We start from the raw sequence: 14997 nt of genomic DNA, 5'->3' as shown, positions 1-14997 counted from the left end.
GCCGTTATGATCGGTCGTCTTTTAAGCAACTATTGACACACACATGAAGGCAAAAGCGATATTACTCGCCTCTGTCCTGCTTGTGGGGTGCCAGACGTCTCAGAACACTGGCAACGTCCAACAGCACGCACAGAGCCTTTCTGCAGCTGGTCAAGGGGAAGCAGGAAAGTTTACGAGTCAGGCACGATGGATGGACGACGGAACGTCTATCGCGCCAGATCAGGACTTGTGGGCTTTCATTGGCGACGAGCTAAAGATGGGAATTCCGGAAAACAGCCGGATTCGCGAACAGAAACAGAAGTATTTACGCAATAAGAGCTATCTCCACGATGTAACTTTACGGGCAGAGCCGTATATGTACTGGATAGCGGGGCAGGTTAAGAAACGTAACATGCCTATGGAGCTGGTACTACTACCCATAGTGGAGAGCGCTTTTGATCCTCACGCAACGTCTGGCGCCAATGCCGCAGGCATCTGGCAGATCATACCGAGCACAGGGCGCAATTATGGTTTAAAGCAGACCCGTAATTATGACGCGCGTCGCGATGTTGTAGCCTCTACGACCGCCGCGTTAGACATGATGCAGCGTCTGAACAAAATGTTTGACGGCGACTGGCTGTTAACCGTTGCAGCGTATAACAGCGGCGAAGGCCGTGTTATGCGGGCAATTAAAGCAAACAAAGCGCGTGGAAAACCGACGGATTTCTGGTCGCTTTCTTTGCCCAGAGAAACAAAACTCTACGTACCTAAGATGCTGGCATTGAGTGAAATTCTCAAAAACAGCAAACGCTACGGCGTACGTCTGCCAACAACAGATGAAAGCCGAGCGCTGGCACGAGTTCGTTTAAACAGTCCAGTTGAAATGGCCCAGGTTGCGGATATGGCGGGCATGTCTATCAGCAAGCTGAAGACGTTTAATGCCGGTGTAAAAGGGTCTACCTTAGGCGTAAGCGGTCCGCAATATGTTATGGTGCCCAAAAAGCATGCCGAGCAGTTGCGTGAGTCGCTGGCTTCCGGTGAGATTGACGCCGTTCAGTCCCAACTGATCGCCGACAATACGCCGTTGAATAGCCGTAGCTATAAGGTGCGCTCTGGCGATACGCTTTCCGGTATTGCTTCGCGGCTTGGCGTAAGCACGAAGGACTTGCAGCAGTGGAACAACCTGCGTGGTTCGCGCCTGAAAATCGGGCAAAGCCTGACCGTAGGCGCTGGCAGCAGCGCACAACGACTGGCAAACAATAGCGATAGCATTACCTATCGTGTCCGTAAAGGCGATTCGCTTTCCAGTATCGCCAGACGTCACGGGGTAAATATCAAAGATGTGATGCGCTGGAACCATGATACGGATAATCTACAACCGGGCGATCAGCTTACGTTGTTTGTGAAGGACAATAGCACGCCAGACTCCTGATATTGTCCGACGAAAAAGCCAAAAGGCGCCGCTTCCCCCGGCGCCTTTTAAATTGCTATACCGCTTTATGCGCTTCCAGCATGATAGTATCGCTGCTAAACGAGCCGTCATCCTGCAACTCAAAATAACGCTTCACCTCTACCGGGGCACTCGCCTGATATAATCGAATCGCCTCAACCAACGGCGCTGGCGTACGCATCCGCGTTACCCATGAGCGAAACTCCAGCGATAAACGATCGGTTATCACGGTATTCGTTACCAGCATCGCGTTATTGACCATCGTCAGCCATTCGCCACTGGAATAGTTACGGACATGCGACGTGTCGCGTAACGCCTCCACCGTTTGCAGCCAGATATCGCTTACAGGATGTCCAGGCGACATGACATCCATGATAATCAGCACGCCGCCGGGTTTTAATACACGATAAACCTCACGCAATGCCTGACCAACGTCGTGCCAGTGATGCGCGGAATAGCGGCTAATCACCACCTCAAACGATGCATCTTCAAAGGGCAGTTTTTCGGCATAGCCTTGCCGGAGAGTAATATTACTTAAATGTCTTTCTTCCGCCGCTCCAGCGACAACCTCAAGCATGCTGGCGGATAAATCGTATGCCACGACCGAGTTGGCATGTTGCGCAGCGACAAAACTCGCGTGTCCAGCTCCACATCCCATATCCAGTACGTTCGCGTGGGAAAAATCAGACAGCCTTTGCGCCAGCCGCGCTAAGTCACGACCCGATGCGTGAACGGCGCTATGTAAATAGGCGTTCGCCTGTGAACCAAACTGCTTTTCAACATTGTCATGATGGGAATGCGTTGTCATGGTAGTGCCCTTCTGTTATGAGAAAAATAGAGGGCAGCACCCGAAGAGGCCTGCCCCACGGCAGACCTGACGCACCTTTATTGCTCAGGTTTGCCGGGACTGAATTCAACGAGTAGCGGATTGTGATCGGAAGCGCGCGTCACCAGTACGGAGGCTTCATTCACGTTTAACCCACGATAAAAAACAAAATCCAGCGGTCGTCCAAACGCACGACGGCGCTGATCGTCAGTGAAACGCACCTGGCGCAGCGACATCTCACGTGCAAAGCGGTACAACGCATTCATACGTGGGCGGCTCCAGGCATTAAAATCCCCCGCCATAATGACAGGGCCGCTATGGTGCGCAATCTGGTCGCCGATCGGAAGTAACTGCTTACTGTATACGTCCACGCCCAGACTAAAATTTACCGCATGAACATTTACTACCATTAATAAACGGGTATCCGGCAAGGGATATACCGTCACCAGGGCTGATTTCGCCAAACGTAAAATTGGTTCTCTTTCCCGTAAAGGGCAGCAGTAAACAGGATGGGCGGCAGACAGCGTCATGACGCCAGACGGATGCTGAGGTAATACAAAAGCGGGAACCTGGTCGGCGGCAAGATAGTTAGCGGTGGCAAACTGTACCAGCTCAGGCGTCGTCTGCGCCTCCTGCAACAGGACCAGATGCGCATCTTTGCCGTAGTTCTTCAGCACCGATAACCATTCGGCTCGCTGCTGCTTGAATATATTCCACACGAGGATACGGATCCGCTCTTCACTGCTTAGCGGTTCCCCGGCGGGCAATGCCTGGCCAATGCTCGCAAACGACCTTGGCGGCAAAATCCGCTCGGCGGGCTGTCCGGCAACATAGCGCATCGCATAGGTGTTTTTTCGCACTTTTGACTTTCAAACCTCTGTAACGTCAACCAGTCCTCAACCGGACTGGTTCTTCTGTTATAGGGATTTTAGCACTCACTTTCAACGAACAATTGCAGTTTGTTTTGTAAGTAGGCGCTTACATCAATAATTTACTCCAAAGCAATGCGTACAGTTTTATCAAGACGTCCGCTGACCCCCATCAGCAGGAAAGCCACCAGAACAATGAGGGCGCCAATCCACGGCGTCTGCGCCAAACCGTAATGCGCCACCGTTTGCCCGCCAATCACGGAGCCCAGCGCAATACCAATGTTAAACGCCGCAATGTTCAGACCTGACGCCACATCTACCGCATTAGGCGTGAATTGTTCCGCTTTCTGTACCACGTAGACCTGCAAACCCGGTACGTTACCGAAGGCAAAGACCCCCATCACCAGAATGGTAGCCAGCGCGGCATACTGCGTGGAGGCCGTCACCTGGAAGACCATCAGCAGAACAAACAGCGCGGCGAAAATGAATTTCAGCGCAGGAACGGCACCATGCTTATCTGCCAGTTTACCGCCCCAGATATTGCCGATAGCCACAGATACGCCATAACCCAGTAGGATCCAGCTTACTGCTGCCGGGGAGAATCCCGCCAGATCCTGCATCATCGGCGCCAGGAAGGTGAATGCCGTGAATACCCCGCCGTAGCCCAGCGCCGTAACGGCGTAAATCAGCAACAGACGAGGATGAGTCAGTACTTTCACCTGGTCACGAATGCTGGCGGCCGCCCGACCGGGAATATTGGCAGGGATCAGCAGTTGACTGCTCACCAGCGCAATCACGCCTAACAGTGATACCGCAAGGAAGGTCTCACGCCAGCCAAAATGCTGACCGATAAATGTGCCCAGCGGCACGCCCGTGACCAGAGCTACCGTTAAACCACCAAACATAATAGCGATAGCAGAAGCCGCTTTCTCTTTTGGCACCAGACTTGTCGCGATGGTAGAGCCAATCGAGAAGAACACGCCGTGCGCCAGGCCCGTCAGCAGACGGGCGGCGATTAATGTCATATAGCCCGGTGCCTGCCATGCCAGCAAATTCCCCGCCGTAAACAAGACCATCAGCGCGACCAGTAACTGTTTACGCGGCAGGCGTCCGGTCAGCGCGGTTAGCACCGGCGCGCCAATAGCCACACCCAGCGCATAGATTGAAACCAGCATTCCGGCGGAAGGTAACGAGATAGCCAGTTGTTGAGCAATGGTCGGCACCAGGCCGACAATCACAAACTCAGTCGTACCGATAGCGAAAGCACTTATTGTCAGTGCAAATAAAGCGAGAGGCATACATAACTCCATAACAGCAGTAATCAGATGACACGCAGTATGCCTGGATGTTTTAATGACAAAAATAGCCAAAATATCAATTTAATTTTGCTTCAGGAGCAAAAATGAAAGCCACCTCCGAAGAACTCGCAATTTTTGTCGCTGTCGTGGAAAGCGGCAGCTTCAGCCGGGCGGCAGAGCAGCTTGGACAGGCCAATTCCGCTGTCAGCCGGGCAGTTAAAAAGCTGGAGATGAAGCTCGGCGTCAGTCTGCTTAATCGTACGACCCGACAGCTGAGCCTGACTGAAGAAGGAGAGCGATACTTCAGGCGCGTGCAGCAGATACTGCAAGAAATGGCCGCCGCAGAAACGGAAATCATGGAGTCGCGTAATACCCCGCGCGGCTTACTGCGTATCGATGCGGCAACGCCGGTAATGCTGCATTTCCTGATGCCGCTGATTAAACCTTTTCGTGAACGGTATCCGGAAATAACGTTGTCTCTTGTCTCCTCAGAAACGTTCATCAATCTTATTGAACGAAAAGTGGATGTTGCGATACGCGCAGGCACGTTGACAGATTCAAGTCTGCGCGCGCGTCCGTTATTTACCAGCTATCGTAAGATTATCGCCTCACCGGATTATATTGCCCGTTTTGGCAAGCCTGAGAGCGTTGAAGAGTTAAAACAGCATCTGTGCCTGGGGTTCTCAGAACCCATCTCGCTCAATACCTGGCCGATAGCCTGTAGTGACGGACAGCTCCATGAGATCGAATGTGGGATTTCGTCCAACAGCGGGGAAACGTTAAAACAACTTTGCCTGAGCGGTAACGGCATTGCATGTCTTTCAGATTATATGATTGATAAAGAGATCGCCCGGGGAGAACTGGTGGAACTGCTGGCCGATAAACGTCTGCCGGTAGAAATGCCTTTCAGCGCCGTTTACTACAGCGATCGCGCCGTCAGCACACGTATTCGGGCATTTATCGACTTTTTGAGCGAATATATAAGAACAGCTCCCGCAGGAGCTGTGAAAGAGGGGTAAAGGTACAAAGGATCGGGTAATTAATCCCTGGCAGGAGCCAGTCCTTCCGGGCTAACCAGACGATCGTTGCAATCCAGTGCCGCGATCGCACTTTTATCTTCGGCATCCAGATGCAGATCCTGCGCCAGCAGGTTGCTTGCCAGATTTTCACGCCTGGTGGATGAAGGGATCACGGAGTAACCTTCACCCATTGCCCATGCCAGAATAACCTGCGCCGGGGTCGCATTATGTTTAGCCGCAATGCGCGCAATCACTTCATCTTTCAGCGCTTTACCGTATGCCAGCGTCATGTAAGAGGTGATGTGGATACCGTGCGCTTTCGCCCAGTCAACCACCTTACGATTCTGCAGATACGGAGATAGCTCAATCTGGTTGGTGGCTATATGGTCTGCGCCCACCGCGGCAATAGCCTTTTCCATCAACGGAATGGTGAAGTTTGAAATGCCAATTTCGCGAGTCAGGCCTTGTTTTTTAGCTTCCAGCAATGCCTGCATAAATTCTTCGACAGACACGGCATCACCCGGAGATGGCCAGTGGATCAGCGTCAGATCGACATAATCGGTACGCAGTTTTTTCAGGCTCTCTTTCAGGCTTGGGATTAGCTTGTCTTTGCTAAGGTTTTCAATCCAGATCTTGGTGGTGATGTACAGCTCATTACGCGGTACGCCGCTCTCAGCAATCGCCTGTCCAACAGCCGCTTCATTATCATAGATTTGCGCAGTGTCGACAGCACGGTAGCCCAGTTCAAGCGCCGTTTTCACAGAAGCGATAACCACGTCGTCTTTCAGGCGAAAAGTACCTAAACCGAATGCAGGGATAGTCATAGAATTCCTCTTTTTAATCACTATGTTCGTTAACTGAGGGGATTATGACCTTCAGCGCTTTGTAGAAAAAGAGCGAGAAATGCAGAGGATTTTTGCGAATTGAGCAATAATTAAATGATATGCAAAGAAAAAGCCCTGAGCTAATGCTCAGGGCTCTTAATAAGTGGCGGAACGGACGGGACTCGAACCCGCGACCCCCTGCGTGACAGGCAGGTATTCTAACCAACTGAACTACCGCTCCACCGAATTTCTTTGTCACAACCCGGATTTTCATCCCGGTTTACTGCAATTTGATGCCTGGCAGTTTATGAATCACTTCGTGATTCACCCTTCGGGCCGTTGCTTCGCAACGTTCAAAAGCTTTCGCTTTTGTCCTACTCTCTGTCGAGTAGTGAACTGCCCCGAAAGTTAATGCCATACTTCTAATTTGATGCCTGGCAGTTCCCTACTCTCGCATGGGGAGACCCCACACTACCATCGGCGCTACAGCGTTTCACTTCTGAGTTCGGCATGGGGTCAGGTGGGACCACCGCGCTAGTGCCGCCAGGCAAATTCTTTGTGCTCTGTACGCAATTCTTTATCGCATCAGCGGCGTTGCCTGCGCTCGTAAACTCAGTCACATACTTCTGTATGCTCCTTCCTTTCCTTCGCTTGCCGCCTTGCTGCTGCGCAAATTATTGCGTACTCAACTCTGAATCACTGCTGAAAATCGTCTTCTCATCCGCCAAAACATCTTCGGCGTTGTAAGGTTAAGCCTCACGGTTCATTAGTACCGGTTAGCTCAACGCATCGCTGCGCTTACACACCCGGCCTATCAACGTCGTCGTCTTCAACGTTCCTTCAGGAGACCTAAAGTCTCAGGGAGAACTCATCTCGGGGCAAGTTTCGTGCTTAGATGCTTTCAGCACTTATCTCTTCCGCATTTAGCTACCGGGCAGTGCCATTGGCATGACAACCCGAACACCAGTGATGCGTCCACTCCGGTCCTCTCGTACTAGGAGCAGCCCCCCTCAGTTCTCCAGCGCCCACGGCAGATAGGGACCGAACTGTCTCACGACGTTCTAAACCCAGCTCGCGTACCACTTTAAATGGCGAACAGCCATACCCTTGGGACCTACTTCAGCCCCAGGATGTGATGAGCCGACATCGAGGTGCCAAACACCGCCGTCGATATGAACTCTTGGGCGGTATCAGCCTGTTATCCCCGGAGTACCTTTTATCCGTTGAGCGATGGCCCTTCCATTCAGAACCACCGGATCACTATGACCTGCTTTCGCACCTGCTCGCGCCGTCACGCTCGCAGTCAAGCTGGCTTATGCCATTGCACTAACCTCCTGATGTCCGACCAGGATTAGCCAACCTTCGTGCTCCTCCGTTACTCTTTAGGAGGAGACCGCCCCAGTCAAACTACCCACCAGACACTGTCCGCAACCCGGGTAACGGGTCCACGTTAGAACATCAAACATTAAAGGGTGGTATTTCAAGGTCGGCTCCATGCAGACTGGCGTCCACACTTCAAAGCCTCCCACCTATCCTACACATCAAGGCTCAATGTTCAGTGTCAAGCTATAGTAAAGGTTCACGGGGTCTTTCCGTCTTGCCGCGGGTACACTGCATCTTCACAGCGAGTTCAATTTCACTGAGTCTCGGGTGGAGACAGCCTGGCCATCATTACGCCATTCGTGCAGGTCGGAACTTACCCGACAAGGAATTTCGCTACCTTAGGACCGTTATAGTTACGGCCGCCGTTTACCGGGGCTTCGATCAGGAGCTTCGCTTGCGCTGACCCCATCAATTAACCTTCCGGCACCGGGCAGGCGTCACACCGTATACGTCCACTTTCGTGTTTGCACAGTGCTGTGTTTTTAATAAACAGTTGCAGCCAGCTGGTATCTTCGACTGACTTCAGCTCCGTGAGTAAATCACTTCACCTACGTGTCAGCGTGCCTTCTCCCGAAGTTACGGCACCATTTTGCCTAGTTCCTTCACCCGAGTTCTCTCAAGCGCCTTGGTATTCTCTACCTGACCACCTGTGTCGGTTTGGGGTACGATTTGATGTTACCTGATGCTTAGAGGCTTTTCCTGGAAGCAGGGCATTTGTTACTTCAGCACCGTAGTGCCTCGTCATCACGCCTCAGTGTTAAAGTGAACCGGATTTACCTGGAACACACACCTACACGCTTAAACCGGGACAACCGTCGCCCGGCCAACATAGCCTTCTCCGTCCCCCCTTCGCAGTAACACCAAGTACGGGAATATTAACCCGTTTCCCATCGACTACGCCTTTCGGCCTCGCCTTAGGGGTCGACTCACCCTGCCCCGATTAACGTTGGACAGGAACCCTTGGTCTTCCGGCGAGCGGGCTTTTCACCCGCTTTATCGTTACTTATGTCAGCATTCGCACTTCTGATACCTCCAGCAACCCTCACAGGCCACCTTCACAGGCTTACAGAACGCTCCCCTACCCAACGAACGTATCCTTAAACCGACTCGACTTTGTATACGCTTTGACGTCGCTTCGCTCCGTCAATCGTAACCCGCTGAATCGCTTTAAGTGATACGTTCGCTGCCGCAGCTTCGGTGCATGGTTTAGCCCCGTTACATCTTCCGCGCAGGCCGACTCGACCAGTGAGCTATTACGCTTTCTTTAAATGATGGCTGCTTCTAAGCCAACATCCTGGCTGTCTGGGCCTTCCCACATCGTTTCCCACTTAACCATGACTTTGGGACCTTAGCTGGCGGTCTGGGTTGTTTCCCTCTTCACGACGGACGTTAGCACCCGCCGTGTGTCTCCCGTGATAACATTCTCCGGTATTCGCAGTTTGCATCGGGTTGGTAAGCCGGGATGGCCCCCTAGCCGAAACAGTGCTCTACCCCCGGAGATGAATTCACGAGGCGCTACCTAAATAGCTTTCGGGGAGAACCAGCTATCTCCCGGTTTGATTGGCCTTTCACCCCCAGCCACAGGTCATCCGCTAATTTTTCAACATTAGTCGGTTCGGTCCTCCAGTTAGTGTTACCCAACCTTCAACCTGCCCATGGCTAGATCACCGGGTTTCGGGTCTATACCCTGCAACTTAACGCCCGGTTAAGACTCGGTTTCCCTCCGGCTCCCCTATTCGGTTAACCTTGCTACAGAATATAAGTCGCTGACCCATTATACAAAAGGTACGCAGTCACCCCACCACTAAGCCCCCTCTGCTTCTTTTGCGGTTGAACGTCGCTTTCGCTCCGTTAACCGTATCCTCAGCAAAGGATGCGTATGTGGAGTTCACCACTGGCTTAGTGGTGGGGCTCCCACTGCTTGTACGTACACGGTTTCAGGTTCTTTTTCACTCCCCTCGCCGGGGTTCTTTTCGCCTTTCCCTCACGGTACTGGTTCACTATCGGTCAGTCAGGAGTATTTAGCCTTGGAGGATGGTCCCCCCATATTCAGACAGGATACCACGTGTCCCGCCCTACTCATCGAGCTCACAGCACATACGCTTTTGTGTACGGGGCTGTCACCCTGTATCGCGCGCCTTTCCAGACGCTTCCACTAACACACATGCTGATTCAGGCTCTGGGCTCCTCCCCGTTCGCTCGCCGCTACTGGGGGAATCTCGGTTGATTTCTTTTCCTCGGGGTACTTAGATGTTTCAGTTCCCCCGGTTCGCCTCATTAACCTATGGATTCAGTTAATGATAGTGTGACGAGTCACACTGGGTTTCCCCATTCGGGTATCGCCGGTTATAACGGTTCATATCACCTTACCGGCGCTTATCGCAGATTAGCACGCCCTTCATCGCCTCTGACTGCCAGGGCATCCACCGTGTACGCTTAGTCGCTTAACCTCACAACCCGAAGATGTTTCTTTCGATTCATCATCGTGTTGCGAAAATTTGAGAGACTCACGAACAACTTTCGTTGTTCTGTGTTTCAATTTTCAGCTTGATCCAGATTTTTAAAGAGCAAAACTTCGCAGTGAGCCCTTTCAGGTACACTCTGAAGTATTTTTTCGTAAACACTCACGATATGGTGGAGCTATGCGGGATCGAACCGCAGACCTCCTGCGTGCAAAGCAGGCGCTCTCCCAGCTGAGCTATAGCCCCATCGTGTAGTCAGAACCTCTTTACCGATAATTTTTCCTGAGACAAGGCGTGGAATAACGAAGCATACATCAGTATGTGAGTTATTTCACAACGCAGTATTCAGGGAAAATTTGGTAGGCCTGAGTGGACTTGAACCACCGACCTCACCCTTATCAGGGGTGCGCTCTAACCACCTGAGCTACAAGCCTGTAGAGGTTTTACTGCTCGTTTTTCATCAGACAATCTGTGTGAGCACTGCAAAGTACGCTTCTTTAAGGTAAGGAGGTGATCCAACCGCAGGTTCCCCTACGGTTACCTTGTTACGACTTCACCCCAGTCATGAATCACAAAGTGGTAAGCGCCCTCCCGAAGGTTAAGCTACCTACTTCTTTTGCAACCCACTCCCATGGTGTGACGGGCGGTGTGTACAAGGCCCGGGAACGTATTCACCGTGGCATTCTGATCCACGATTACTAGCGATTCCGACTTCATGGAGTCGAGTTGCAGACTCCAATCCGGACTACGACGCACTTTATGAGGTCCGCTTGCTCTCGCGAGGTCGCTTCTCTTTGTATGCGCCATTGTAGCACGTGTGTAGCCCTGGTCGTAAGGGCCATGATGACTTGACGTCATCCCCACCTTCCTCCAGTTTATCACTGGCAGTCTCCTTTGAGTTCCCGACCTAATCGCTGGCAACAAAGGATAAGGGTTGCGCTCGTTGCGGGACTTAACCCAACATTTCACAACACGAGCTGACGACAGCCATGCAGCACCTGTCTCACAGTTCCCGAAGGCACAAATCCATCTCTGGATTCTTCTGTGGATGTCAAGACCAGGTAAGGTTCTTCGCGTTGCATCGAATTAAACCACATGCTCCACCGCTTGTGCGGGCCCCCGTCAATTCATTTGAGTTTTAACCTTGCGGCCGTACTCCCCAGGCGGTCTACTTAACGCGTTAGCTCCGGAAGCCACGCCTCAAGGGCACAACCTCCAAGTAGACATCGTTTACGGCGTGGACTACCAGGGTATCTAATCCTGTTTGCTCCCCACGCTTTCGCACCTGAGCGTCAGTCTTTGTCCAGGGGGCCGCCTTCGCCACCGGTATTCCTCCAGATCTCTACGCATTTCACCGCTACACCTGGAATTCTACCCCCCTCTACAAGACTCAAGCCTGCCAGTTTCGAATGCAGTTCCCAGGTTGAGCCCGGGGATTTCACATCCGACTTGACAGACCGCCTGCGTGCGCTTTACGCCCAGTAATTCCGATTAACGCTTGCACCCTCCGTATTACCGCGGCTGCTGGCACGGAGTTAGCCGGTGCTTCTTCTGCGGGTAACGTCAATTGCTGCGGTTATTAACCACAACACCTTCCTCCCCGCTGAAAGTACTTTACAACCCGAAGGCCTTCTTCATACACGCGGCATGGCTGCATCAGGCTTGCGCCCATTGTGCAATATTCCCCACTGCTGCCTCCCGTAGGAGTCTGGACCGTGTCTCAGTTCCAGTGTGGCTGGTCATCCTCTCAGACCAGCTAGGGATCGTCGCCTTGGTGAGCCGTTACCTCACCAACAAGCTAATCCCATCTGGGCACATCTGATGGCAAGAGGCCCGAAGGTCCCCCTCTTTGGTCTTGCGACGTTATGCGGTATTAGCCACCGTTTCCAGTAGTTATCCCCCTCCATCAGGCAGTTTCCCAGACATTACTCACCCGTCCGCCACTCGTCAGCAAAGCAGCAAGCTGCTTCCTGTTACCGTTCGACTTGCATGTGTTAGGCCTGCCGCCAGCGTTCAATCTGAGCCATGATCAAACTCTTCAATTTAAAAGTTTGATGCTCAAAGAATTAAACTTCGCAATGAATTACGTGTTCACTCTTGAGACTTGGTATTCATTTTTCGTCCGAGGACGTTAAGAATCCGTATCTTCGAGTGCCCACACAGATTGTCTGATAAATTGTTAAAGAGCAGGTGCGGCGCGGCTTTCAGCTCACCGTCGCGAGGTGGCGTATATTACGCTTTCCTCTTTCAGAGTCAACCCTGAATTTCAGGATTTTTCTCTTCAACCGACCGGCTGTTTGTGTGAAGTGATTCACATCCGCCGTGTCGATGGAGGCGCATTATAGGGAGTCGGTTCAGGAAGACAAGCGGAAAAATGCATTTTTGTTTTAACCGCTCATCTTTTATCCATAACGCTTATTTTTGCTGCTTTTTTATCGCTGATGGCAGGTCAGCAAGGCTGTTTAACACCCAGTCCGCCGCGTTTTCTGCTTCTGCCGTGACCGGTTTGCCCGTACGCACCAGCACTTTTGTCCCGACATTTGCCGCCGCTGCCGCCTGCATATCTTCCAGCTTGTCTCCCACCATATAAGAAGCCGCCATATCGATATGCAGAAAATCACGCGCCGAGATAAGCATTCCTGGATGCGGCTTGCGGCAATCACATACCTGACGGAACTCTTCTATGCTGCCCTGCGGATGGTGAGGACAATAATAGATGCCGTCCAAATCAACATCGCGATCCGCCAACGACCAGTCCATCCATTCGGTTAACGTTTCAAACTGCGCCTCAGTGAATTTGCCGCGCGCGATTCCGGACTGGTTCGTCACCACCACCAACGCATAGCCCATTTTTTTTAGCTCGCGCATCGCGTCAATAACGCCGTCTATAAACTCAAATGCATCGATTTCATGTACGTAGCCGTGATCCACATTAATGGTGCCGTCACGGTCGAGAAAAATTGCGGGTACAAACTTTGCCACCTTTTATAGCTCCTGAGTAAAGCAAGTGGCGCTAGTATCGCATGTTTCAGCAGGCAAGAAAGTGCTCATCGTATAAAGCCTGATTGATTTAGACGTCTGGATGCCTTAACATCCATTCTGTTGACGGCGTTGACCGTATTAGGCAGACGAAAATGCCTCCGCTCATTTCATTACGATAATAAAGAATCAATGATTAAACTTTCGAATATTACCAAAGTGTTCCAGCAGGGGACGCGCACCATTCAGGCGCTAAATAATGTCAGCCTGCACGTTCCTGCCGGGCAGATTTATGGCGTCATTGGCGCCTCCGGCGCCGGTAAAAGTACGCTTATCCGCTGCGTTAACTTACTTGAACGTCCAACCGAAGGTAGCGTTCAGGTCGGCGGTCAGGAGCTGACAACGCTTTCAGAGTCTGAGTTGACCAAAGCTCGCCGTCAAATCGGCATGATTTTCCAACATTTTAACCTGCTCTCTTCCCGTACCGTGTTTGGCAACGTCGCGTTGCCGCTGGAACTGGATAACACACCAAAGGAAGAGATCAAACGCCGTGTCACAGAGCTGCTGGATTTAGTCGGTCTTGGCGACAAGCACGACAGCTATCCGGCAAATCTTTCCGGCGGTCAGAAACAGCGTGTCGCGATTGCCCGCGCGTTAGCCAGTAATCCAAAAGTGTTGCTGTGCGATGAAGCCACCAGCGCGCTTGATCCCGCGACGACCCGTTCGATTCTGGAATTGCTGAAAGATATCAACCGTCGTCTGGGGTTGACGATTCTGCTTATCACTCATGAAATGGATGTCGTAAAACGTATCTGCGACTGCGTTGCCGTTATCAGTAATGGCGAGCTTATTGAGCAAGATACGGTCAGCGAAGTCTTCTCGCACCCTAAAACGCCGCTGGCGCAGAAGTTTATTCAGTCCACTCTGCACCTGGACATTCCGGAAGATTACCAGGCGCGTTTGAAAGCGTCGCCGGAAACTGACAGCGTGCCGATGCTGCGCATGGAGTTCACCGGGCAGTCTGTGGATGCCCCGCTGCTTTCTGAAACCGCGCGTCGTTTCAATGTGAACAATAATATTATCAGCGCGCAGATGGATTACGCGGGCGGTGTGAAGTTCGGCATTATGCTAACGGAAATGCACGGCACACAAGAAGAGACGCAAGCCGCAATTGCCTGGCTGCAGGATCACCATGTGAAAGTAGAGGTACTGGGTTATGTCTGAGGCAATGATGTGGTTACTGGTTCGTGGCGTCTGGGAAACGCTGGCGATGACCTTTGTCTCCGGTTTCTTCGGTTTCGTGATTGGCCTGCCGGTTGGCGTATTGCTGTATGTTACGCGCCCGGGGCAGATTATGGAGAACGCCAGACTGTATCGCTCCCTCTCCGCGGTGGTCAATATTTTCCGCTCGATTCCCTTTATCATCCTGCTGGTGTGGATGATTCCTTTTACCCGAATAATTGTCGGCACCTCCATTGGTTTGCAGGCTGCAATTGTACCGCTGACCGTCGGCGCCGCGCCTTTTATCGCCCGTATGGTGGAAAATGCGTTGTTAGAGATCCCTGCCGGGCTGATTGAAGCCTCGCGAGCGATGGGCGCCACGCCGCTGCAAATTGTACGTAAAATCCTTTTACCGGAAGCGCTGCCTGGTCTGGTGAATGCGGCAACCATTACACTGATCACCCTGGTCGGTTACTCCGCAATGGGCGGTGCCGTCGGCGCTGGCGGCCTCGGTCAAATCGGCTATCAGTACGGTTATATTGGATACAATGCTACCGTGATGAATACGGTGCTGGTATTACTTGTCGTTCTGGTTTATTTAATTCAGTTATCCGGCGATCGCATCGTCAGGGCTGTCACGCATAAGTAACGTTAAACACAACACAAATACTCATTAAGGAAATAAGC

At 52.0% G+C, this 14997-nt stretch carries 9 protein-coding genes, 3 tRNA genes and 3 rRNA genes; 4 read left to right on the top strand and 11 right to left on the bottom strand.

From position 1 onward, the window contains the following. The first annotated feature begins 43 nt into the window (after nt 1-43). A complete protein-coding gene (gene mltD, locus N7E69_RS13230) occupies nt 44-1411 on the top strand; it encodes a murein transglycosylase D (RefSeq protein WP_000644706.1) in 1368 nt (455 codons plus the stop codon). 55 nt (nt 1412-1466) lie between these two features. Here the strand turns inward: mltD and N7E69_RS13225 are convergent, their stop codons facing one another. The 3 genes from N7E69_RS13225 to N7E69_RS13215 form a co-directional block, all read right to left on the bottom strand. Next, the gene (locus N7E69_RS13225; RefSeq protein ID WP_000207238.1) at nt 1467-2237 is read right to left on the bottom strand and encodes a class I SAM-dependent methyltransferase; all 771 of its coding nucleotides are present in this window, start codon (nt 2235-2237) and stop codon (nt 1467-1469) included. 77 nt (nt 2238-2314) lie between these two features. Beyond that, on the bottom strand, nt 2315-3115 hold the full coding sequence (locus N7E69_RS13220; protein WP_001230986.1) for an endonuclease/exonuclease/phosphatase family protein: 801 nt from the start codon (nt 3113-3115) through the stop codon (nt 2315-2317). Between the two features lie 131 nt (nt 3116-3246). Continuing rightward, the gene (locus N7E69_RS13215; protein ID WP_001127532.1) at nt 3247-4422 is read right to left on the bottom strand and encodes an MFS transporter; all 1176 of its coding nucleotides are present in this window, start codon (nt 4420-4422) and stop codon (nt 3247-3249) included. A 104-nt stretch (nt 4423-4526) separates the two neighbouring features. Between N7E69_RS13215 and yafC the strand changes: the two genes are divergently transcribed. Next, nucleotides 4527-5441: a DNA-binding transcriptional regulator YafC gene (yafC, locus tag N7E69_RS13210; RefSeq protein WP_000648524.1), complete on the top strand. Its 915-nt coding sequence runs from the start codon at nt 4527-4529 to the stop codon at nt 5439-5441. A 20-nt stretch (nt 5442-5461) separates the two neighbouring features. Here yafC and dkgB read toward each other — a convergent pair whose 3' ends face one another. The 8 genes from dkgB to gmhB all read right to left on the bottom strand — a co-directional run bounded on the left by dkgB (nt 5462) and on the right by gmhB (nt 13092). Next, nucleotides 5462-6265, bottom strand: a complete 804-nt coding sequence (gene dkgB, locus N7E69_RS13205) for a 2,5-didehydrogluconate reductase DkgB (protein WP_001751703.1) — start codon at nt 6263-6265, stop codon at nt 5462-5464. Nucleotides 6266-6429: 164 nt separating this feature from the next. Next, nucleotides 6430-6506, bottom strand: a tRNA-Asp gene (locus N7E69_RS13200). A gap of 191 nt (nt 6507-6697) precedes the next feature. Continuing rightward, nucleotides 6698-6813: ribosomal RNA gene (gene rrf / locus N7E69_RS13195) — 5S ribosomal RNA — on the bottom strand. A 197-nt stretch (nt 6814-7010) separates the two neighbouring features. Further along, nucleotides 7011-10098: ribosomal RNA gene (locus tag N7E69_RS13190) — 23S ribosomal RNA — on the bottom strand. Nucleotides 10099-10280: 182 nt separating this feature from the next. Beyond that, nucleotides 10281-10356 (bottom strand) — tRNA-Ala (locus N7E69_RS13185). Nucleotides 10357-10467: 111 nt separating this feature from the next. After that, a tRNA-Ile gene (locus tag N7E69_RS13180) sits at nt 10468-10544 on the bottom strand. A gap of 69 nt (nt 10545-10613) precedes the next feature. Next, nucleotides 10614-12155: ribosomal RNA gene (locus tag N7E69_RS13175) — 16S ribosomal RNA — on the bottom strand. Together the 16S, 23S and 5S rRNA genes with 3 tRNA genes alongside form the textbook arrangement of a ribosomal RNA operon. A 370-nt stretch (nt 12156-12525) precedes the next feature. Beyond that, nucleotides 12526-13092, bottom strand: a complete 567-nt coding sequence (gmhB, locus tag N7E69_RS13170; RefSeq protein WP_001051726.1) for a D-glycero-beta-D-manno-heptose 1,7-bisphosphate 7-phosphatase — start codon at nt 13090-13092, stop codon at nt 12526-12528. A 189-nt stretch (nt 13093-13281) separates the two neighbouring features. Here gmhB and metN point away from each other — a divergent pair, with 189 nt between their 5' ends. Further along, on the top strand, nt 13282-14313 hold the full coding sequence (gene metN, locus N7E69_RS13165) for a methionine ABC transporter ATP-binding protein MetN (protein WP_000594021.1): 1032 nt from the start codon (nt 13282-13284) through the stop codon (nt 14311-14313). After that, a complete protein-coding gene (locus N7E69_RS13160; RefSeq protein ID WP_001287486.1) occupies nt 14306-14959 on the top strand; it encodes a methionine ABC transporter permease MetI in 654 nt (217 codons plus the stop codon). Before metN ends, N7E69_RS13160 begins: the two co-directional genes overlap by 8 nt. Nucleotides 14960-14997: the final 38 nt, after the last annotated feature.

The organism is Salmonella sp. 3C (genome assembly GCF_025426275.1).
Taxonomy (GTDB): domain Bacteria; phylum Pseudomonadota; class Gammaproteobacteria; order Enterobacterales; family Enterobacteriaceae; genus Salmonella; species Salmonella enterica.
Note: the sequence above shows the minus strand (reverse complement) of the source record. Positions and strands in the feature narration are given on the sequence as shown.

Excerpts from the sequence above, each read along its gene's own strand:
- mltD (WP_000644706.1), top strand. The coding sequence starts at position 44 with ATGAAGGCAAAAGCGATATTACTCGCCTCTGTCCTGCTTGTGGGGTGC.
- N7E69_RS13225 (WP_000207238.1), bottom strand. The coding sequence starts at position 2,237 with ATGACAACGCATTCCCATCATGACAATGTTGAAAAGCAGTTTGGTTCA.
- N7E69_RS13215 (WP_001127532.1), bottom strand. The coding sequence starts at position 4,422 with ATGCCTCTCGCTTTATTTGCACTGACAATAAGTGCTTTCGCTATCGGT.
- yafC (WP_000648524.1), top strand. The coding sequence starts at position 4,527 with ATGAAAGCCACCTCCGAAGAACTCGCAATTTTTGTCGCTGTCGTGGAA.
- dkgB (WP_001751703.1), bottom strand. The coding sequence starts at position 6,265 with ATGACTATCCCTGCATTCGGTTTAGGTACTTTTCGCCTGAAAGACGAC.
- metN (WP_000594021.1), top strand. The coding sequence starts at position 13,282 with ATGATTAAACTTTCGAATATTACCAAAGTGTTCCAGCAGGGGACGCGC.
- N7E69_RS13160 (WP_001287486.1), top strand. The coding sequence starts at position 14,306 with ATGTCTGAGGCAATGATGTGGTTACTGGTTCGTGGCGTCTGGGAAACG.